The sequence below is a fragment of the Solibacillus sp. FSL R7-0682 genome (genome assembly GCF_038005985.1).
GTDB lineage: Bacteria > Bacillota > Bacilli > Bacillales_A > Planococcaceae > Solibacillus.
In genome coordinates this window covers 1,602,490-1,622,571 of sequence record NZ_JBBOUI010000001.1, presented here as the reverse complement: position 1 = coordinate 1,622,571, position 20,082 = coordinate 1,602,490, and the positions used below count along the sequence as shown (strand labels likewise).

Annotated in this window: 19 protein-coding genes; 8 read left to right on the top strand and 11 right to left on the bottom strand. The window is 37.2% G+C overall.

Annotation, left to right across the window (positions count from 1 at the left end):
* Positions 1 to 120: 120 nt before the first annotated feature.
* The gene (locus MKZ17_RS08260; protein WP_445326944.1) at positions 121 to 1,008 is read left to right on the top strand and encodes a DUF1385 domain-containing protein; all 888 of its coding nucleotides are present in this window, start codon (positions 121 to 123) and stop codon (positions 1,006 to 1,008) included.
* Between the two features lie 48 nt (positions 1,009 to 1,056).
* Here MKZ17_RS08260 and MKZ17_RS08255 read toward each other — a convergent pair whose 3' ends face one another.
* Positions 1,057 to 2,289: a hypothetical protein gene (locus MKZ17_RS08255; protein ID WP_340723268.1), complete on the bottom strand. Its 1,233-nt coding sequence runs from the start codon at positions 2,287 to 2,289 to the stop codon at positions 1,057 to 1,059.
* Positions 2,276 to 2,803 carry a sigma-70 family RNA polymerase sigma factor gene (locus MKZ17_RS08250; protein ID WP_340723267.1) on the bottom strand — a complete coding sequence of 176 codons (528 nt, stop codon included), beginning with the start codon at positions 2,801 to 2,803 and terminating at the stop codon, positions 2,276 to 2,278. Before MKZ17_RS08250 ends, MKZ17_RS08255 begins: the two co-directional genes overlap by 14 nt.
* 177 nt (positions 2,804 to 2,980) lie before the next feature.
* Here MKZ17_RS08250 and MKZ17_RS08245 point away from each other — a divergent pair, with 177 nt between their 5' ends.
* Positions 2,981 to 4,699, top strand: coding sequence for an ABC transporter ATP-binding protein (locus tag MKZ17_RS08245; protein WP_340723266.1), 1,719 nt, complete (start codon positions 2,981 to 2,983; stop codon positions 4,697 to 4,699).
* The gene (locus tag MKZ17_RS08240; protein WP_340723265.1) at positions 4,696 to 6,492 is read left to right on the top strand and encodes an ABC transporter ATP-binding protein; all 1,797 of its coding nucleotides are present in this window, start codon (positions 4,696 to 4,698) and stop codon (positions 6,490 to 6,492) included. The genes MKZ17_RS08245 and MKZ17_RS08240 overlap by 4 nt, the downstream gene beginning before the upstream one ends.
* A 42-nt stretch (positions 6,493 to 6,534) precedes the next feature.
* On the opposite strand, the gene MKZ17_RS08235 is transcribed toward MKZ17_RS08240, so the two are convergent.
* The 3 genes from MKZ17_RS08235 to MKZ17_RS08225 form a co-directional block, all read right to left on the bottom strand.
* On the bottom strand, positions 6,535 to 7,389 hold the full coding sequence (locus MKZ17_RS08235) for a CPBP family intramembrane glutamic endopeptidase (protein ID WP_340723264.1): 855 nt from the start codon (positions 7,387 to 7,389) through the stop codon (positions 6,535 to 6,537).
* Between the two features lie 98 nt (positions 7,390 to 7,487).
* On the bottom strand, positions 7,488 to 9,059 hold the full coding sequence (locus MKZ17_RS08230) for a hypothetical protein (protein ID WP_340723263.1): 1,572 nt from the start codon (positions 9,057 to 9,059) through the stop codon (positions 7,488 to 7,490).
* Positions 9,052 to 9,564: a sigma-70 family RNA polymerase sigma factor gene (locus MKZ17_RS08225; RefSeq protein WP_340723262.1), complete on the bottom strand. Its 513-nt coding sequence runs from the start codon at positions 9,562 to 9,564 to the stop codon at positions 9,052 to 9,054. The genes MKZ17_RS08230 and MKZ17_RS08225 overlap by 8 nt, the downstream gene beginning before the upstream one ends.
* Before the next feature lie 250 nt (positions 9,565 to 9,814).
* Here MKZ17_RS08225 and MKZ17_RS08220 point away from each other — a divergent pair, with 250 nt between their 5' ends.
* The 5 genes from MKZ17_RS08220 to MKZ17_RS08200 all read left to right on the top strand — a co-directional run bounded on the left by MKZ17_RS08220 (position 9,815) and on the right by MKZ17_RS08200 (position 13,664).
* Entirely contained in the window at positions 9,815 to 10,324 is a 510-nt protein-coding gene (locus tag MKZ17_RS08220) for a YfiT family bacillithiol transferase (protein WP_340723261.1), read from the top strand.
* A 164-nt stretch (positions 10,325 to 10,488) separates the two neighbouring features.
* Entirely contained in the window at positions 10,489 to 11,190 is a 702-nt protein-coding gene (locus MKZ17_RS08215) for a response regulator transcription factor (RefSeq protein WP_340723260.1), read from the top strand.
* Positions 11,180 to 12,544: a sensor histidine kinase gene (locus tag MKZ17_RS08210; protein WP_340723259.1), complete on the top strand. Its 1,365-nt coding sequence runs from the start codon at positions 11,180 to 11,182 to the stop codon at positions 12,542 to 12,544. The genes MKZ17_RS08215 and MKZ17_RS08210 overlap by 11 nt, the downstream gene beginning before the upstream one ends.
* Positions 12,528 to 13,040 carry a PepSY domain-containing protein gene (locus tag MKZ17_RS08205; RefSeq protein WP_340723258.1) on the top strand — a complete coding sequence of 171 codons (513 nt, stop codon included), beginning with the start codon at positions 12,528 to 12,530 and terminating at the stop codon, positions 13,038 to 13,040. The genes MKZ17_RS08210 and MKZ17_RS08205 overlap by 17 nt, the downstream gene beginning before the upstream one ends.
* Before the next feature lie 90 nt (positions 13,041 to 13,130).
* Positions 13,131 to 13,664: a PepSY domain-containing protein gene (locus MKZ17_RS08200; protein ID WP_340723256.1), complete on the top strand. Its 534-nt coding sequence runs from the start codon at positions 13,131 to 13,133 to the stop codon at positions 13,662 to 13,664.
* 660 nt (positions 13,665 to 14,324) lie between these two features.
* Here MKZ17_RS08200 and MKZ17_RS08195 read toward each other — a convergent pair.
* From MKZ17_RS08195 to MKZ17_RS08170, 6 genes are read right to left on the bottom strand one after another with little or no spacing between them, the layout of a single operon-like run.
* The gene (locus tag MKZ17_RS08195; RefSeq protein ID WP_340723255.1) at positions 14,325 to 15,275 is read right to left on the bottom strand and encodes a C-terminal binding protein; all 951 of its coding nucleotides are present in this window, start codon (positions 15,273 to 15,275) and stop codon (positions 14,325 to 14,327) included.
* 11 nt (positions 15,276 to 15,286) lie between these two features.
* A complete protein-coding gene (locus MKZ17_RS08190) occupies positions 15,287 to 16,558 on the bottom strand; it encodes a TRAP transporter large permease (RefSeq protein WP_340723254.1) in 1,272 nt (423 codons plus the stop codon).
* Positions 16,555 to 17,061, bottom strand: a complete 507-nt coding sequence (locus MKZ17_RS08185) for a TRAP transporter small permease (protein WP_340723253.1) — start codon at positions 17,059 to 17,061, stop codon at positions 16,555 to 16,557. Before MKZ17_RS08185 ends, MKZ17_RS08190 begins: the two co-directional genes overlap by 4 nt.
* Before the next feature lie 56 nt (positions 17,062 to 17,117).
* A complete protein-coding gene (locus MKZ17_RS08180) occupies positions 17,118 to 18,167 on the bottom strand; it encodes a TRAP transporter substrate-binding protein (protein WP_340723252.1) in 1,050 nt (349 codons plus the stop codon).
* A gap of 11 nt (positions 18,168 to 18,178) precedes the next feature.
* A complete protein-coding gene (dmpG, locus tag MKZ17_RS08175) occupies positions 18,179 to 19,186 on the bottom strand; it encodes a 4-hydroxy-2-oxovalerate aldolase (protein WP_340723251.1) in 1,008 nt (335 codons plus the stop codon).
* The gene (locus MKZ17_RS08170; RefSeq protein ID WP_340723249.1) at positions 19,186 to 20,082 is read right to left on the bottom strand and encodes an acetaldehyde dehydrogenase (acetylating); all 897 of its coding nucleotides are present in this window, start codon (positions 20,080 to 20,082) and stop codon (positions 19,186 to 19,188) included. The genes dmpG and MKZ17_RS08170 overlap by 1 nt, the downstream gene beginning before the upstream one ends.

Here is a 20,082-nt window from a genome sequence, read left to right as displayed (position 1 = left end):
CAGAAAATTTAGTACAATGGAAAAGTTAAGAAGTCAAATTATATCTATATAGAGAGTGGTGTACTGCAGGTGAGTAATAATACGCCGGTTTATGGGGGACAGGCACTTTTAGAAGGTGTCATGTTTACTGGACAGGATCATATGGTGACGGCGATTCGCCGTAATGACAACTCCATTGATTACTTCCATGTAAAAAAAGAGAAGAAACCAATTTATCAAAAGCTAAAGAAAATTCCATTCGTACGTGGTGTGATCGCCTTAATCGAATCGGCAGGTTTTGGTTCTCGCCATTTACAATTTGCATCAGATCGCTACGATGTAAATCCTGGTGAGGAACAGCTTGAAGAAGGTGAAGAGCCTTCCAAGCTCATGATGATTCTTGGTGTTGCTGTGATCGGCGTGCTGTCGTTTTTATTTGGTAAGTTCGTTTTCACACTTGTACCAATGTTCATGGCAGAATTTTTAAAGCCATGGTTTCCAGGAAAAACTGTACAAATTTTTATCGAAACTGGCTTTAAGCTCGTTTTACTATTAGCTTATTTACAAATTATATCGATGACACCGTTAATAAAACGTGTGTTCCAATATCACGGCGCCGAGCATAAAGTGATTAACTGTTATGAAGCAGGTTTAGAGTTAACGGTAGAAAATGTACAAAAGCAATCACGTCTACATTATCGCTGCGGTTCTAGCTTCATTTTATTTACTGTTATCGTTGGAATGTTTACTTACTTCTTTGTACCTGTTGATCCACTTTGGGTACGTTTAGTTAGTCGTATTTTATTAATTCCTGTCGTAATTGGTATTTCCTTTGAGGTGTTACAAGCGACAAACGCAGTACGTGATATTCCAGTGCTTCGTTTTTTAGGCTATCCAGGTTTATGGCTTCAATTGTTAACAACGAAAGAACCTAAAGATGAAATGGTCGAAGTGGCCATCGCTTCATTCGAAAAATTACATGAAGTTGAAAAAAACCCTGAAATTGCTATGACTCTAGCACATGATTAATATTTAAAAAGACGAAACGCTGCTAAAAAGAGCGTTTCGTCTTTTTTACTACCATGGAACTCTCTCCCCCTCTACATCATAGACATCGATGTAATAGCTTTTTAATTGTTCCGGAATAATGAGCCGATATATATTCGCTTTTACTGGGTCGATTTCTATCTCATACTGCTCGTTCGTATAATTGTCGGTTAAGACCACTTTTGTAATTTTACTATTGTCAGCAATTCCAACAATATTGCCCTGCTCTAAATATTCCAAAGAATTAGGTATAATTACAATGTTTGCACTACTATGCAGATAGTGTCCGCCATACAATTCATATGTTTTATCTCCCCTTGAAAATATTGAAATTCCAATCCGACTATTATCCGAAAAACGAGTTAACACATAGCGCACATTGTGAAATGTTGCAGCAGCAAGCAACGTTTCGGAATTCTTCATTTCATTATTTTGATTAATCGAATGCATTATCGCTGTTTCATCGTGTCCATATAATCTCGTATCCTCCTTAAAAAAGGCTGACCCGAAAAAAAAGATTAAACTTATTTGAATAACCCCTAGTAAAATTTTTCGCATATACCGTAAATTAAAGACAAAAGCATAAACTAAAAGTAAAAATCCAACGGTCCATAGAAGCTTAATGTTAAGTGGTCCATTAAGAAAGGCATTATTTGTCCGAGGTTTTTCCTCATTTGTTGGTACGTAAGTATTTGGAATAAGTGTTGCAAAATGAGCATTCCATTCTGGGAGTAATGCTAATACTTCCCGAAATGACTCGCCCTCTAATTCAATATTCGCCAGCTTACGCACATGCTCATGTTGTTCGACAAACTCATTCATATACGATAACAGCATATTCACCTGTAGTACTTCATCTGCCGTCATTTTTGGCCGATTATAAAAAAGACTATTTCCTGATTCAAATGCCCGCTGCAATAGCCAATCACTCGTGCTTAAAAATTGCCTACGCTCCTCATCAGTAATTGTGCCATCTGCAATGATTTGCTGAAATTGCGCAAGCCGCTCCATAAAAGCAACCTCTGCATGCTCTGGTGCTAACTCGCTACTAGCAGGAAGATTGGCCGGCTGCTGTTCCACCTGGAAATACACAAACAATAGTGTAATGAATGCAATCCCAACCGTTGCGAAAAGCGGCTGCCAATGAAATTTTCGCCGTCCAGCCTTTTTTTGACGGGCCTTTTGTATTGTTTCAAGCTGACGTTCCAAATCAAAATGCTTCTCTTTATGGACCTCATTAATATGATCTTTAAGCGAATTCACTGAAGTCTTCCCCTTCCTCTATTTTCAGCTTCAATTGCACCCGCGCCCTTCTTAATCTTGTTTTTACCGTGTTGACTGGTAAATCCAATGTCTCTGCAACCTCTGCAATCGGTAGCTCCGCATAATAATAAAGCATGAGCACATCCTTATATTTCAATGGTAGCTGCTCAATTTTTTCTACAAGCAGCTGTTGCTCCGATTTTTCAACAATGATTTGCTCCAAGTTGTCTTTACTTTTTAAGAAGGTTGTCAATGTATTCGAAAGCTGGATTTTTTGATATTTCCAGCTGCTTAAATAGTCTTTACAAACATTTATCGCGATTCGAAAAAGATAGGTTTTTACTGTGGACTCCCCACGAAATTTCCCAGAAGCCCTATAAAACTTTAAAAATGTTTCCTGTGTTAAATCCTCCGCTGTTTGCCAGCTATGTACATATGTATAACATAAGCGTAAAATTTCATCGCCGTATTGCTGCATCACTTGCTGTAAATGCTCCTCCTCATGCGTAGTCACAAAACCCCTCCCTTCAAGTATTCCCCATTAGACTAGTTTACTGGAAAAAAGGTTTCGTTTTCTCATTTTTTCTAATTTTAGTGTAAAACATTTAGACTCTCGAAGGATTTACATTGAGTTCAGCATTTAGGAATGGCATAATACATATATCTGATAATTCAAACTAGGAGAACTTGCATGAAAACAGTCTTTCAATTTGTTAAGCGTTACAAAATAGCAGCACTACTTGCCCTATTTCTTATGTTTTTAGAGCTGCTATCCGATTTGATTCAACCGCTCTTTATGGCACGAATGATTAATGAAGGTTTATTAGAAGAAAACTTACATAATGTAGCCTTTTGGGGTGGATGTTTATTCATCTTAACTTTATTTTCATTTTTAAGTGGTATACTTAATTCCTACTTTTCATCTCACGTCGCGCATAGCTTTGGCTTTGATTTGCGCAAGGCACTCTATGCAAAAATTCAATCGCTAACGATGGCGACGTACTTAACCTTTCCTACATCAGGACTAATTACCCGATTAACTAGTGACGTTACGCAAACGATGAATATTGTCTTTATGATGCTTCGTATTGCAATGAAGGCCCCATTAATGGCTATTGGTTCGCTTGTTATGGCCTTTTTCATTAATGCAAAAATGGCATTAATTTTATGTGTGAGCTTTCCATTCCTTGTTATTTTTCTCGTTTGGATGATTTCAATCGGCATAAAATTATTTGCCCAAGTTCAAAACCGCTTAGACGGGGTGAATAGGCAATTACAAGAGGGCTTACAAGCAGTACGATTAATTAAAGCGTACATGCGTGGTCAATATGAAGAAGGTCGTTTCCAATCCGTAGCTGAAAAGTTAAAGCTTGATACGATGAAAGCAACCCGTGTCATGGAAATCGCCTTGCCAATTTTGCAATTTGCCATGAATATTAGTTTACTTGTTGTTATATGGGTAGGTGCACAGCTTATTGATACAAGCAGCATTCTTGTTGGAGATTTAGTAGCAATTATTAACTACGCATTTCGAATGACAGCTGCTTTTTCGATTTTCTCATTCATCATTATAGCTTATGCTCGCGCGAAAGCTTCAGCAGAGCGTATTGAGGAGATTTTGACAATTAATGACGGTACGGAAGAAATACAGAAAAATCATGCACCTGTTTTACCGGAGTTTTCGATTCGCTTTGACAATGTCTCTTTCTCTTATCCAGGAGCAAAAGAAAATACATTACACAGCCTATCTTTTTCAATCGAATCTGGAGAAAAAATTGCCATTATGGGGGCTACTGGCTCAGGAAAGTCCACTATTTTACAGCTCATTGAAAAGTTTTACGCAACGAGCGATGGCGAAATCTATATTAATAATCAAAATATAAAGGAGATCCCATTACAACAGTTACGAAGCTCGATTGCATACGTACCACAACAGTCTTTATTGTTCTCTGGAACGATTTTAGATAATTTAAAGTGGGGACAAAAGGAGGCATCCTTTGAACAATGTATCGAGGCAACGACAAAAGCACAAATTCATGAGGCAATTGAACATTTTGAATTAGGCTATGAAACCGTTGTTGGACAAAAAGGTGTCAATTTATCTGGTGGTCAGAAGCAACGTCTTGCTATTTCTCGTGCATTATTAAAACCTGCCTCTCTTCTTATATTGGATGATAGTACATCGGCACTTGATGTAAATACAGAAAAACGTTTATGGCAAGCACTCGATCAAGAACAAATGACAATGCTTGTCGTTACACAAAAAATTCATACAGCAAAAACTGCCGACCGTATTTTATTGCTCAATGAAGGACAAATTGATGGTTTTGGTACCCATGAGGAGCTGTTAAAAGCAAATGCACTTTATAAACAAATTGTCGCTTCACAGCAGGAGGTGCTTCCATCATGAAAATCTTTGATTATGAGAGAATCCTTACAAAGGAACAACTAAAAACGGCTAGTGGCAAAAAGAAGAAAGGTGGGCGTGCAGATAACTGGAAATATACATTAAAGCGTATTCTTGATTTTGTAGCTGAACAAAAAATACTATTAATAATTGTCATTTTGCTAGTTGTGGCAAGCTCTGTTCTCGCCTTAATTGGTCCCTTTATTATCGGACGCTTAACCGACCGATTTATTGATGGTAGTACATTTAATGAGCTACACATTTGGCTTTATGGATTAGCACTTATTTATTTCCTGTACGGCTTAGCAAGCTATTTCCAAAACTACTGGATGGTCAGCATTGCGCAGCAAACCGTATACCGTATACGAACGAAGCTTTATGGACAATTCTTTAAGCTACCGTTACGCTTTTTTGATAAGCGCAAACACGGGGAATTAATGAGCCGCGCAACAAATGACATTGAAACAATTAGTGCGACATTAAATAGCGCATTTATTCAAGTTGTCTCGAGTATTTTAACATTAACGGGGACCGTCGCTGTTATGCTTTGGTTAAGTCCTTTGCTTACGCTCATTACGTTAATTATTGTTCCTCTCATGTTTTACGGAATGCGTTGGATTACGAAAAGAACAAGTCTTCTTTTTAAACAGCAACAAGCCGCAATTGGTGAGATGAATGGATTAATTGAAGAGTCAATTACAGGGCAGCATGTCGTTAAAGCCTTTTCCCAAGAAGAGGAAATGCTTCGCCAATTTGATGAAAAAAATAACCGTATTCGCAACGTCGGCTTTTGGAGCTTAACATACTCAGGCTTTATCCCAAAGGTTATGAATACTTTAAACAGCTTAAGCTTTGCTATTGTAGCGTTTGTCGGTGGTTTATTTGCGTATTATGGACATATTTCAATTGGGACCATTGTTATTTTTACAGAATATGCGCGCCAATTTACACGACCACTTAATGATTTAGCGAACCAATTTAATACAGTACTTTCAGCCTTAGCGGGTGCAGAGCGCGTATTTTTAATTATGGATGAAGAAGAGGATAAAATGGATGGAGAGAAAGTGGCGCTTCAAGGCAATGTGGCGTTTCAAAATGTTTCATTTCAATATGAGCAGGATGCAAAAACGCCTACTCTTTCTAATGTATCCTTTACCATTAAGGCTGGACAGTCTGTTGCATTGATTGGTCAAACAGGTGCTGGGAAAACGACAATTCTTCAACTGTTAACCGGTCTATACGAAAAAACAGCTGGAGAGATACTATTCGACGGAAAGCAAATAGACGTCATTTCAAAGGCTTCGTTACGTGAACAAATGGCCTTCGTGCTACAGGATCCGTTTTTATTTGATATGTCTGTAAAGGAAAATATTCGCTACGGTCGTTTAGATGCGACGGATGAGGAAGTTATCGAAGCGGCACAGAAAGCGAATGCCCACAGCTTTATTGAAAAACTCCCTGAAGGATATGACACCATTTTGTCCTCAGATGGCAATCAAATTTCTCAAGGACAAAAGCAGCTCATATCGATTGCTCGAGCCTTTGTTGCAAATCCGAAAATTTTATTGTTAGATGAAGCAACTAGTAGCATTGATACGGTGACAGAACTGCATATTCAAGCAGCACTTGAAAACTTGATGGAAGGTCGCACAAGCTTTATTATTGCGCACCGCTTAAACACCATTCGTAAAGTTGACTATGTCATTGTACTAAATCAAGGTAAAATCATCGAGCACGGTGCACGCCAAGCATTACTTGAACAGCAAGGTGTATTTGGTCAAATGATCAATAAATGAAGTTTTAATAAAAACGAATAAATAAAAAGACTCCAACACCCTCTATACGAGGATGTCGGAGTTTTCATTTTGATAAGTAAAGCTACGGAAGCTTTTATAATACTTCACAATAAAGAAAAGAATAACACTGCCTAAAACGACGATCGCAATCCCGCTCACTAAAATTGCAAACTGCGCATCCTCTGATGTTGGTAAGGAAATTGCCGTTGTTTGATTTGATAAATAGTATTGGATAAAGGCTAAAAAGTTACTAAAGCTATGTAAAATCATGGGTACGATAATGGATTTTGTTTTTAAATACACAAAGGCTAACACACAGCCAAGGAAAAAGGCAAATACAACATTAATTGGGTTCAAATGAATTATGCCAAATAAAAGTGACGAGATAATAATACTTTTTTGCGGACTCCACTTCAGCATAAACCTTCTTAATAAAATGCCTCTAAAAAAGAGTTCCTCCCAGAGTGGGGCTAAAATACATACATTGATAAAAAACAGTACAAAAACGAAGATTGGCGTTTCAACGGCTTCATCAACTAATATAAATTCCATTAGATCACGAATCCAGTTTTCAAATTGAAGATAAACGAGCATCAATAAAAAGGTACCAATCATCACCGCTATTAACTGCAAACTCGCAGTTAACGTTAAATATTTGCCCCAGCTTTTGGCAGACATTGCCCGTGGTAGCTCCGCTTCACTATAAACAAACTGATGCTTTTTTGATTGGTATAAAACATACGCTAATAACCCAATTGAAACGAACAAAGTAATCCATTCCTGGATCCCTTGTACCGAAATCGCAAATATTGAAATGATGAACATCCCAATGAACAATAAAAATGCAAATACAACAAACCATCGTATTTTGAATTTTTTTAAGTTGCTTAAGTCCATTTGTTTCCCTCCTTTAGTGTAAAGTATAACATACGAAAAGGTATAAATTTACATAAATTCACAAAAAAGAAAGAAGCCCCTAATTAAGGGCTGCTTCATTAATTTCGTTTAACTGTCTCATATGTGATCTTCCAAATGCCTTCATCCTTCACCATCGGCAAATAGCTTATCGTCTGGCCAGAATTTTCATCTAGCCACTCTAAACGCTTCGTAGCCGTATTCATTGTCATACGATTCGCTTCATAAATGTTCACTAACAAACGCTGCTTACTGGATTTAGTAGTGACTAGTTTCATATTCTCTACCCACTGTTTATAAGGTGGTGGTGTGTTTTGACTTTGATTAATTAGCGCATACATCGTTTCGTAATCCTCTAAATAATGGGCGTAAAAATAAAGCTTTGCTACGGATTGGGCAGAGGCATCCTTTAAAATTGTATTTAACGGATTTACCGCATATTCCCTCCATTTCATTTTCTGCACCATTTCTTGTACTTCACTAAACAAGTTCAGGTCCTGTTGTGTCATTGTATTCGTAACACCGTGTAAATCATAACCTATTACTTTCCCCTTAATTGCTTCTTTTGAAATTGGTCCACGTGTTCCACTACTTCCCCAGTTATCTGGATGAACGAATACTTCATCGGACTCAGTTCTTGTGAATTCGATTCGTTCATCCAAGTATATGGACGTATCTCCGTTGTAATTCGCTGCAAGATAAAATTCATAGGAAACAAAATTCTCCCCAATGATAATTTTACTTTCATCAATGGTCACTTTATTTTGATTTGTATCAATTATTCGGGTTATTTCCACACCATTCAACGTTTCAATTGCAACAACATCACCAGAGTTATATGGATTTTGTCCATAATAATACGGGTCTATTAGTAACGGAAATTCTGTATACTCCTTATTCCCTCGGTACATCGTGTCGCCTGTATAGCGGAGCGTTTGTTCATTTGCATTGCCCTCAATAAACGGAATCGTAGTCGACAAATTTGTCCACCCTATGCTTAGAAGGGACCTTGTTTCATTTTTTTCATAATAAACCGGCGTATTTATTGATTTTGCTTTGGCAAACCAGACACGCGTGTTTCCATCTACATCCCATAATGATGCTTCGGTATTCCCAACAATTACATTCTCTACCTCGTTATCTGTTAAAATACCATAAAAGTAATCCTCATTATGGAGGGTCACATTATTCCATCGATTATCATTGACGAAACCGGGAAAAAGATTTTGCTGTTCCCATTTTCCATTGTTTTTTTCAGCATATAGAAGGTAGTACTGCAAATCGTCGAATCCCTCCCCCTCCCATTGTACTTTGTTTATAATAAGTGCATCATTATTTGTAACAAATGGCTCAACGATTTTTAATGTCTTAAAAGGCATGTTTCCTAATTGTTGCTCAGTTAATTGCTCAAGGGTGGTGGCTGTATATTGATTTTCTATTGGTGAGGGCTCCTCCTCTACTACTTGCTGCTCATTTGGCACGAACAATAAAAACGAACTAATACCGAGTACACCTGCAACGACAACAGCAGTAAGCCATTGGGTTTTTCTTTTTAAAGGAGCATGTACTGCATCAATGACTGCTCGTTTTTGTTCTTCGCTTAGCTTTTTTGTTCCAAAAATTTCATCTCGTTCTTTTTGAAATTTATTCATCTGCAAGTTCCTCCCAACTTTGTGTTGCTGTACGCTCCTTCAATAGCTCCCTTGCCCTACGTAACCTTGTCTTCACTGTATTTTCAGAAAGACTAAGGAGTTGAGCTATTTCTTGCGTCGTCATTTCTTCATAATAAAAGAGTAAAATACTTTCTCGGTATTTAAACGGCAAGCTTAGCACCTGCCTCATTAACGGACTATGCTCGATACGTGTGTCAATTTCATAGGATACTTTAGGTTTTTGTCCTAAAAGCTTCGTTAATGTACGTTTTCGTGAAGCCCAGCTACGTAAATAATCCGTGCACTTATGTATGGTCATTCTCGTTAAATACGTTTTAATGCTAGATCGCCCTTCAAATTGTTCAGCTGTTTTAAAATAATGGATAAATACATCTTGTACGATATCTTCTGCTGCAGAAAAGTCCTTCACGTACATATAGCTTATTTGCAATAAATACGGACTGTAGGTGTCCATCAATTCATGCATTTGTTCATTCGTTAACATGACGAACCTCCTTTTTCATTTCTTAGACGTAAGCTATGTAATTGAAAGTTTCAAAACTTTCGGGAATAATAATTTTCTTTTACCGTTTTGTTCAACTAAAATTAATAGTAATTAACCTAGCATAAATTTTCAAAGCTAATATAAACACTGGAAACAACGTTGAATTTAATAATGCCAATAGTTTACAAGTATTAAGTAGATTGATATATTATACGATAATACGAAGTAAAATAAGGAAAGGGGTTTTAAAATGGATGTGAAATACCCAATTGGACAATTACAAGTACCTGAAAATGTTACGTTACAAAATATTCAAGAATGGTTAAAAGAAATCGAGACTTACACGATTCGCCTAAGAGAAACGGTCGATTTAATACCGGACGAAAGTTTAAATAAAACATATCGTGAAGGAGCTTGGACGGTTCGCCAACTTGTCCATCACATTGCAGACTCTCAGCTGAACATGTATCAGCGTTTAAAGCTCGCTTTAACAGATGAGAATCCAACAGTTCCCCCTTTTGATGAAGAAAAGTGGGCTATCCAACCAGATACAAAACTTCCTGTAGAAAGTTCGATTAAAATGTTAGAAGGAATAAATGCACGTATTGTATCTTTAGGTCAGAGTTTAACCGAAGAACAATTAGATCGAGCTTTTACCCATCAGATTAACGGTAAAATTAAGGTTGCAGCTAAAATAGCAAAATTAGCTTGGCATGAGGAACATCACTTAGCCCAAATAAAAATCGCCTTATCAAAATAATACACTCTTGATAAAAGTGGCTTATCCTACATTAGATAAGCCATTTTTGATTAAAATAAAAAATAATTATTTAATATACCCCAGTTGAATAACTTATCATTGCTTTTTAGCTTCCCTTTCTACTGCGATATTATTAGCAAACCATAAGTAAAGAAGGTGTTTTTTTGTCACATATATTAATCGTAGAAGATGAAGTACAAATAGCCCGCGTACTGCAGCTCGAGCTTGGCTATGAAGGCTATGAAACGACTCTTGCTCATACTGGTACAGAAGGCTTACTGAAATTTCATGATGAACAATTTGATTTAGTTTTACTGGATATGATGCTTCCTGAGCTCAATGGTCTTGATGTGTTAAAACGAATTCGCAAGCATAATGAGACGATTCCAGTGATCATGCTGACTGCAAAAAGCGATATACAAGATAAAGTGACTGGGTTAGACTATGGGGCAAATGATTATGTGACGAAGCCGTTTGAATTTGATGAGCTATTAGCACGTATTCGTGTGGCATTACGGTTTTCAAAAAAATTGCAACCTATGGAACAAACGAATGTGTATCAATTCGCTAATATTCAACTGAACGAGCAAACCCGTGAAGTAAAGCGGAACAATACCTTTGTCGAACTAACGCCGAGGGAATTCGATTTGTTGCTGCATTTTATGAAGCATCCTAAGCTAGTCCAATCCCGTGATCAATTGTTAAATGCGGTGTGGGGCTTTGATTATTATGGTGATACTAATGTTGTTGACGTATATGTTCGCTATTTGCGCCAAAAACTTGATACTGCACTACATTTACCAACAGCCATCCATACGGTGCGTGGTGTTGGCTATGTTTTGAAGGAGCCAGTGAATGAAGCTTAGTACAAAAGTAAATATCCTATCTACTTTCCTTACCTCGATTATTTTAATCGGAAGCTTTACCGGGATCTATTTTTTATATAAGGAGCTTGCCTATACAACAGAAGCGGAACAACTACAGGAACGCTCCTTTGAATTGGCAACTGCCATTAGTTCCCTTGCAACGACACAGGATATTGATACGGTTTTTCGTGCGTACATCCCTACTGATGGGGCAATTTTTGTAAAGGATACGGCAGGAAAAAACTTAATCCGATTGCAAACAACTTCCAAAAACATCGAATTTGCACCGCATGAAGAGGAACATTATTCAATACAGACGATTGATGATATCCCCCATATTGCACTAGCAACGCCGATGATTTGGCCCGATCAACAAGTAGTAGAAACCATATTGATTCAACCGCTCCCAACGATTCCAGAAAATTTATCTCGACTAAAGCTGATCTTTGTATTAATGACGCTCATTGCCCTACTACCGATATTTTTTGCTGGTCAACTATTGATTCGCTATATCGTCAAGCCCGTTCAGCAAATGACCGATACAATGGAACACAATATCCGAAATTCAAGCTTTGAACAAATTAACGCGAAAAAACGCTCAAAAGATGAGCTTGCGAACATGGCGAACACATATAATGAATTGATGGCACAAATTGAACAGCAGCATGAACGCCAACAGCAATTTGTCGGTAATGCTTCACACGAATTAAAAACCCCGTTAACCGTTATTGAAAGCTATGCGAAGCTACTGAATCGTCGAGGTACTGAAAATAAAGAAATCACAAAGGAAGCGTTAACTGCTATTATTGGGGAAGCGGAAAATATGAAGGCGATGATTGAACAAATGCTCGCACTGGCAAAAACGTCCGAAATGACAATTGTGACAAATACAAAAATTTCCTTACAGCCCTTTTTACAAGCGATTGCACATAACTTTCATCAAGCTTATTACCGTGAAGTACATGTAGAATGTCCTGAAATTGAGCTTGTTTCGGATGAAGCTAAGCTTAAGCAGCTACTCTTTATCTTTTTAGACAATGCGCGAAAATATAGTGAACAAGAAATTTCTATTACTGTGCAGCGTCTCCCTAAAAATAATGTAGAAATCCAAATTATTGATCAAGGTGTAGGCATTCCAAGAGCTGATATTCCGCATTTATTCCAACGTTTTTATCGGGTCGATAAAGATCGTAATCGTAAAACAGGTGGTGTTGGCATTGGCCTTTCGATTGCCCATGAAATTGCTAAGCAGCTTCTTGCTTCAATACACGTAAAGAGCGACGTCGGGCAAGGTACGACTATTTCTATTAAAATTCCATTGAACGGAGGGCAAAAAAATGAATATAAAGCGTAATATAATCATTTTACTTATTATTGCGATATTAGCATTCATTTTTATTGCTGTTCGCGAATTAATGACCGCTACACCACTGACAAAACAAGAAATGACGAATCAAGTTGAAACAATGTATCAAGCGAAAGTACACTCACTCATTAAACAAAACAGTCACTATATTGCTTCTTTTGAAAAGGAACAGTCTGTATATGAGGTACGGATCCATCCAATAACTGGTGAAGTATCTAAACTACAGGCGGTACATATTGTACAAGCAGAACAGCAAATAGAATCTACGAAAAATAATAATAACCCTCCAACAGCTCGCCTTACGGAGCAACAGGCAATCGATATTGCACGTAGTGAAGTAAATGGTGTACTCGATTCGGTGGACTTTAAGGAAAGCACGGATGGTGGACATTACTTTATCGAAATGGATCAAGAAGATTTAGAAATAACTGTTCAAATACATGCCATCACGGGCGAAATTTTATTGATTGAATATGAAGATTAATTTTCTCATCAAATTCTAATATTTCTCTCAGCGCCTTTTCATCTTTCCTTAGTAAACTAAAGCTACAAACAATCAAAGGAGAGAAATAAAATGAACAAAAAACGATTCGTTATTCCTGCTATACTAATCGCAGCTATTGGTGGAGGTGCAGTACTTGCCCAAACAGATATATTTGCAAAAGCGAATGCAAATCCAGCAATCTCTGCACAACAGGCAAAGGACATTGCCTTAAAAGAATTAAATGGTCAAATTGTTGATTTTGAATACGACGGGGACGACTTCACACCTCATTATGAAATTGAAGTAGTAAAAGACGGAGAAAAAGTGGAATATAAAATTGACGCAAAAAATGGAGACGTAAAAGTTAAAGAACGTGAAATCGTAAGCACATCACAGACTGAAACAGTTCCCGAATCAACAACTGCGAAAATAATTACCGAAGAAGAGGCTATAAAAATTGCAACAGACAAAGCTTCTGGAACATTAGTAAGTGTTGAACTTGACAAAGATGATCAACAAGTAGCATACGAAATCGAAATTCGTAATGGCAAAACAGAGTATGAATTTAACATCGACGCATATACTGGGGCAATTTTAAAATATGAAGAAGATTTAGAAGATTAATGATACCTTCTTTAAGGAAACTTCGTTAAAATAGCGCTTTAAACACTGAGAATGTTCTCTATAGGATAGCACTTTAAAAGGTTATCCTATAGGGTATTTTTAATCCCTCGAACTAGCGAGTTGAACCCGAAAATTCATTCTTTTTTTTATTTATTTTCTTTACCCATTCTTGGTCTTTCCAAATATATGGGTTGTCAATCGTTTCCTTTTCTCCACGAACTATGAAATCATAACTATCTTTTCCACCGGTATACCAATCAACAATCACTAACCTTCCATTTACATTACGTACAAGAAATTCAGTGGCTTCACCATAACTACCATCATAATAATACTTAATATGGCAGTGTTGCCTTCAATTATATAGGCTTTCCTCTTCTACCCACCTTTATGAAATAGACGATTCAAACATGTATTACGTTTTAGAAAAGGTAAAATAGTAAAAATTATCTTCGGATAGAAACAGCAAGTTAATATAATTAGGACAAGTTTCATATTAATCTTTCAATAATTAAATTAAAAAAAGCACTTGTGAATATAATCATCACAAGTGCTAATATTTTGCGTTCTCTTTTACTTTCCCCCTATAGGATTCAATATTTAAAGCTCTGTACGCAAAAAACATCCGTACAAAACCATATATCACTAAATGGATCTATGTTAATTTAGCGCATACGTTGGCTTTTGACCTTTTGATTTTTCGATAATATTCATTACTGCCTTCTCACGAATTTCACGATATGCATCTTCCGAATACCATGCCGCATGAGGTGTGAGTACAACATTTTTCATTTTTCTTAAAACACTATCTACTGCTAATGGCTCCTCTTCTGTAACATCTAAAAAGGCACCTGCTATTTGATTATTTTGAATCGCTTTGATAAGTGCATGTTCATCAATAATTGGCCCGCGAGCCGTATTGATAATATAAGGCATTTTTTTTGCTCTATTAAACTCATTTTCTCCAATTAAATGATGTGTCGCTTTAATTAAAGGAACATGTACCGATACGAAATCACTTACTTCCATAATCTCCTCAACAGTAGCTTTAGTGACATCATCAATGGCCATTGTGTTAGCATCTACAAACGGATCAAATGCGAGTACATTATAGCCAATCGCATTTAGCTTAACTGCTAAACGCTTTGGAATTTTGCCGTATCCAAGCAATCCTACAATTGCCTTCGAAGCGCGTAATGGACGTTTAGCTGCTTTAAAATCCCAATTACCGTTTGCTGTATCTTCATTATATTCAAATAAACGACGTGCACCTGCTAAAATGCTAGCTAATGCATGATCGGATACTTCATCCACACAATAATCATTCACATTAGCAACTTGAATACCAACTTGTGTTGCATAATCGACATCAATCATATTTACGCCAATCCCATAACGAGATACTATTTGAAGATTTGGAGCTGATGCCAATACTTCCTCATCAATATTTGCATATAAAACGAGTAATGCATCCGAATTCTTTGCTGCTTCAATAATTTCTCCTTTATCTCTCGATTGAAGCACTTGCAGCTTTATTCCAGCCTCCGAAAACATCCGTTTTTCTAACTCAATATCTTCCCATTCATAATCTACTAATGTAACTTTAAACATGTATTTTCCTCCTAAACTAAGACAAGTGAGAACCATGAAATGTACGTGATGACAAATAACACAATCACTAAAGTTATAAAGCCTGGAACGATCCCTTTACTTAGCTGAACAATTTTAATATTAGAAATACTAGATGCAACAAATAGATTCATCCCTAACGGCGGTGTTATAAATCCAATACTTAAGTTTACAATCATGATGATTCCAAAATGTACAGGATCAATACCCATTTGAGTACTCAACGGCAATAAAATGGGTGTTAATATAATTACAGCAGCAATTGTTTCCATAAATGTTCCCACTATTATTAGCAGGATATTCACTAGTAATAAAAATACAATTGGATTATCTGATAATGAAAGCATTGTTGCAGCAACGTTGTTTGGTATTTGTTCAAGTGTTAAAATGCGACCAAATACGGCCGCAGCTGCTACGATTACCATAATCGAACCTGTAGAAACGGCTGAATCGTAAAATAATGCAATCGTATCCTTCCAAGTAAGCTCTCGGTAAATGAAAAAGCTTAAAATTAATCCATAAACTACGGCAATAACAGCCGCTTCTGTTGGTGTAAAAATCCCCCCATAAATCCCACCTAAAATTACAACGGGCATAAGCAATGCGCCTTTACCACGGTTAATATGATGTAATCGTTCTTTCCATGTCGCTTTAGAATCTGGCTTATAATTTTCTTTTTTCGCGTGAATGTAGGCCCATAACATTAAAGCGCCACCCATTAGAATTCCCGGAATAACACCAGCTTTAAATAAATCACCAATCGAAGTGCCTGAAGACACTCCATAAATGACTAACGGTATACTTGGTGGAATGACAATCCCGATCGTTCCTGCAGATGCAATTAAAGCAGTAGCAAACAATTTTTTATATCCACGTTTTACCATTTCAGGAATCATAATTGAACCGATTGCTGCAACAGTTGCAGGTCCTGAACCAGAGATTGCTGAAAAGAACATTGCTGTTAATACGGCCGCAATCGCAAAACCACCACGATAATGACCAACAAATGAGTTCGCAATATTTAATAGCCGCTCCGAAACACCACCGCGTCCCATAAGCACACCCGCTAAAATGAAAAACGGAATGGCCATTAATGGAAACGAATCATTAGCCGTAACCATAACTTGCGTTAAAATACTAAATGGAATTTCGACATCAGCCAATACAATCGTCCCTAAACTCGCTAAGAGCAGAGCAAATCCTACTGGTACAGATAATAAAAGGAAAATGATTAATAGTCCAAATAAGATGAATGTAGGTGTCATACGATTGGATTAACCTCACTTTCCTTTTCGTCTTCTTTTTTCACATACAATAAAATCGACACATGAATAAGACGAACAAATGCTACTAAAAACCCTACTGGTAATGATAAATAAATCATCCACATCGGTATTTGAAGTGTAGAAGATTTTTGTGCAAATTGTTGGAGTTTACTTACTAAATCCATACCTTGCATAAATAAGAAAATCGATAAGCCCATTAAACATACATAACTAATTTGTAAAATTAATTTTTGAAATGCTCTCGGTAACATATCTAATAAAATATCAATACTAATATGCTTTTTATCTACAAATGCAATCCCAATTGATAGGAATATTAGCCAAATAAATAAATAGCGAGAAGCTTCCTCTGTCCAGCCTAATGAGCTGCCTAAAACATAGCGTGTAAATACTTGTGTAAAAATTAATACGACCATAATCATCATCATTATTGTGATTAAGGCTCGTTCGATATTATTAAAAACTAATAACAACTTTTTCATACGCATAGCCCCCTTTAAAGAAAGCGGTAGCCATCGTAGACTACCGCATTCACATATTACTTCACTTCTTCCATAAGCTTATTAAAGATTTCTTCGCCAGCTAACCCACTAATTTCGGGGTAAACAACTTGCATTGCCTCTTGGAAACGTGCTTTTTCATCTGCTGTGAGCTCGTTATATGTCATACCACCGTCTTCAAGTAACTTTAATGATTTTTGCTCATCGTCTGCTGATAGTTGACGGTTATGTGCTTTCGTTTCCTCAACTGCATCTAGCACAACTTGTTGTAAATCTGCAGGTAAACCATCAAAGAATGCTTTATTCATAAGCACTGGCCATGGTGAATAAAGGTGACCTGATAATGTTAAATATTGTTGAACTTCTTGGAATTTTTGTGCATACATTAAGGCCAATGGTGATTCAGCACCATCGACTGTTCCTTGTTGTAAAGCAGAATATAACTCTGTGAACGCGATTGGCGTAGCATTTGCACCTGTTGCATTCCACATTTGAATTTGTTGTTGACTCTCTAAAGTTCGGAATTTTAAACCTTTCATATCTTCTAGTTTATTTACCGGATGTTTATCGTTCATAATATGGCGGAATCCATTTTCCCAATAGCCTAATCCTTTAATCCCTACTGCTTCCAAATCAGCAAGTACTTCTTGACCAACTGCTCCGTCTAATACGGTATGTGCTTGATTTGCATCTTTAAATAAGAATGGCAAATCCCATAAGTACATGCTTGGTGAAAATGCGGTAACAACAGAACTGGATGGCGCCGCAAGTGTTAAATTACCTAGTTGCAGCGCTTCAACCATTTCACGCTCACCACCAACTTGACCATTTGGATAAATTTCAACTTTTATTTGACCGTCTGATTTTTCTTCAACTAATTCTTTAAACTTTTCAAATGTCGCTTGTGCAAAATGTTCTTCAGATGCAGCATGTCCTGCCTTAATTACATATGTTTTGCTCCCTGAACCCCCTTCTGTGCCGCTACTTGCTTCCCCCACACTCGATTCATCCGAACCACTACAAGCTGCCAGAACAGAAACTAATAATGCCATAACAAATACTAAACCCCATTTTTTGAACGTCGACATTTTACATCCCCCTACACTTTTTGATTGGCTAACTCTTGTGCTACACCAATGATCCAGTCCTCTTGTCCCCCAACTGCATTCATCTCCGAAATTTTAACTAATATATCACGTGCATCGACACCGTATTCTTTACCTGCTCGCTCAGCGAAAAGTAAAAAACTCGAATAAACACCTGTGTAACCAAGCATCAAACTTAATCTATCAATTTGAACTGGACGCACCATCATTGGCTTCATTGTATATTCAGCCGCATCCATCACCTTATATAAATCTACATTGTGATCAATTTTCAAACGATTCATTAAAGCAACTAATTGTTCTAATGAAGCATTCCCTGCTCCTGCACCCATACCTGCTAAACTAGCATCAATACGATCGGCCCCTTCTTCAATCGCAACAATTGAATTAGCAACACCAAGTGATAAATTATTATGGGCATGGAAGCCTATTTGTGTGGATAAATTAGCTTTAAATAATTGTATTCTACGTCGTACATCATCCATTGTTAGCGCACCTGCTGAATCCACAACATAAATAGTTTGTGCACCATAAGACTCCATTTTTTTTGCTTCCTCTAACAGGTTTTCTGGTGTTGTACGATGTGACATCATCAAGAAACCTACTGTGTCCATACCTAAGCGGACACCTGCTTTAATATGTTGCTCGGATACATCTGCCTCTGTACAGTGTGTTGCTACACGAACCGTTTGGACACCAAGTTGATGTGCATTTTTTAAATGTTCAATTGTTCCAATACCCGGAACTAATAGAACACCTACTTTAGCGGTTTTTGCATTTTCAACAGCCGTACGTATAATATCATCCTCTGATTCTTTCGAAAAACCATATTGAATGGAACTACCACCTAATCCGTCACCATGTGTCGCTTCGATAATGTCTACACCTGATTCATCAATAATTCGTGTAAGCTCTGCAATCTGCTCCTTACTGTATTGGTGCGAAATTGCATGCATACCATCGCGTAAAGTAACATCATTAATTACTATTTTTTTCGTCATTAGCTATTTACCCCGCTTTTTAGGCTAACTGCCATCATTTCTGCTGTCTTAACAGCTGCTGCAGTAATAATGTCTAAGTTGCCTGCATACACCGGCAGAAAATCCCCCATACCTTCCACTTCTATTTGAACTGTAATTATATCTTCTTTAAATACTGGCTGTGATTTATAGCGATAACCTGGTACATAGCTCTGTAATGTTTCAACCATTGCATCAAGTGACTGCTGAATTTTAGTGTAAATATCTTCTGAGTATCGTTCAATCTTTGCATAAATTGTATTACGCATTAAAATTGGCGGGTCAGCAGGATTTAACACAATAATTGTTTTCGATTCTTTTGCTCCTCCAACTTCACGCAATGCTTTTGCTGTAGTGACAGTAAATTCATCTATGTTTTGACGTGTACCTGGACCTGCACTTTTACTCGATACAGAAGAAACAATTTCTGCGTATGTTACATCTACAATCTTTGAAATTGCACTAACAATTGGCACTGTCGCCTGACCACCGCATGTGACCATGTTGACATTATCTAACTCATTAATTTGCAAATTCGTTAAGTTTACCGCTGGAATCATAAATGGTCCTACAGCTGCTGGCGTTAAATCTATTACTTTCTTGCCCCAATCCTTAAATAATGGAGCATTGGCAAGATGGGCTTTTGCAGAAGTTGCCTCAAAAATGAAATCGATTTCATCTTTCAAGCCTGCTAATCCTTCCACGCCATTGTAAACTACTTTTAGCCCCTGCTCTTTAGCAAGTGCTAAGCCTTTAGAGTCTATATCAATTCCAACCATTACAGTCGGCTCTAGTAACTCACTTCTTTGTAATTTGTATAATAAATCTGTCCCAATATTCCCAGATCCAACAATGGCACATCTAATCTTGTTAGCCAT

Coding starts and splice junctions, on each gene's coding strand:
- MKZ17_RS08230 (WP_340723263.1), bottom strand. CDS start 9,059: ATGAATAAATTTCAAAAAGAACGAGATGAAATTTTTGGAACAAAAAAG.
- MKZ17_RS08195 (WP_340723255.1), bottom strand. CDS start 15,275: ATGTTTAAAGTTACATTAGTAGATTATGAATGGGAAGATATTGAGTTA.
- dmpG (WP_340723251.1), bottom strand. CDS start 19,186: ATGACGAAAAAAATAGTAATTAATGATGTTACTTTACGCGATGGTATG.
- MKZ17_RS08200 (WP_340723256.1), top strand. CDS start 13,131: ATGAACAAAAAACGATTCGTTATTCCTGCTATACTAATCGCAGCTATT.
- MKZ17_RS08245 (WP_340723266.1), top strand. CDS start 2,981: ATGAAAACAGTCTTTCAATTTGTTAAGCGTTACAAAATAGCAGCACTA.
- MKZ17_RS08180 (WP_340723252.1), bottom strand. CDS start 18,167: ATGTCGACGTTCAAAAAATGGGGTTTAGTATTTGTTATGGCATTATTA.
- MKZ17_RS08190 (WP_340723254.1), bottom strand. CDS start 16,558: ATGACACCTACATTCATCTTATTTGGACTATTAATCATTTTCCTTTTA.
- MKZ17_RS08185 (WP_340723253.1), bottom strand. CDS start 17,061: ATGAAAAAGTTGTTATTAGTTTTTAATAATATCGAACGAGCCTTAATC.
- MKZ17_RS08205 (WP_340723258.1), top strand. CDS start 12,528: ATGAATATAAAGCGTAATATAATCATTTTACTTATTATTGCGATATTA.
- MKZ17_RS08235 (WP_340723264.1), bottom strand. CDS start 7,389: ATGGACTTAAGCAACTTAAAAAAATTCAAAATACGATGGTTTGTTGTA.
- MKZ17_RS08240 (WP_340723265.1), top strand. CDS start 4,696: ATGAAAATCTTTGATTATGAGAGAATCCTTACAAAGGAACAACTAAAA.
- MKZ17_RS08220 (WP_340723261.1), top strand. CDS start 9,815: ATGGATGTGAAATACCCAATTGGACAATTACAAGTACCTGAAAATGTT.
- MKZ17_RS08210 (WP_340723259.1), top strand. CDS start 11,180: ATGAAGCTTAGTACAAAAGTAAATATCCTATCTACTTTCCTTACCTCG.
- MKZ17_RS08260 (WP_445326944.1), top strand. CDS start 121: ATGTTTACTGGACAGGATCATATGGTGACGGCGATTCGCCGTAATGAC.
- MKZ17_RS08225 (WP_340723262.1), bottom strand. CDS start 9,564: ATGTTAACGAATGAACAAATGCATGAATTGATGGACACCTACAGTCCG.
- MKZ17_RS08170 (WP_340723249.1), bottom strand. CDS start 20,082: ATGGCTAACAAGATTAGATGTGCCATTGTTGGATCTGGGAATATTGGG.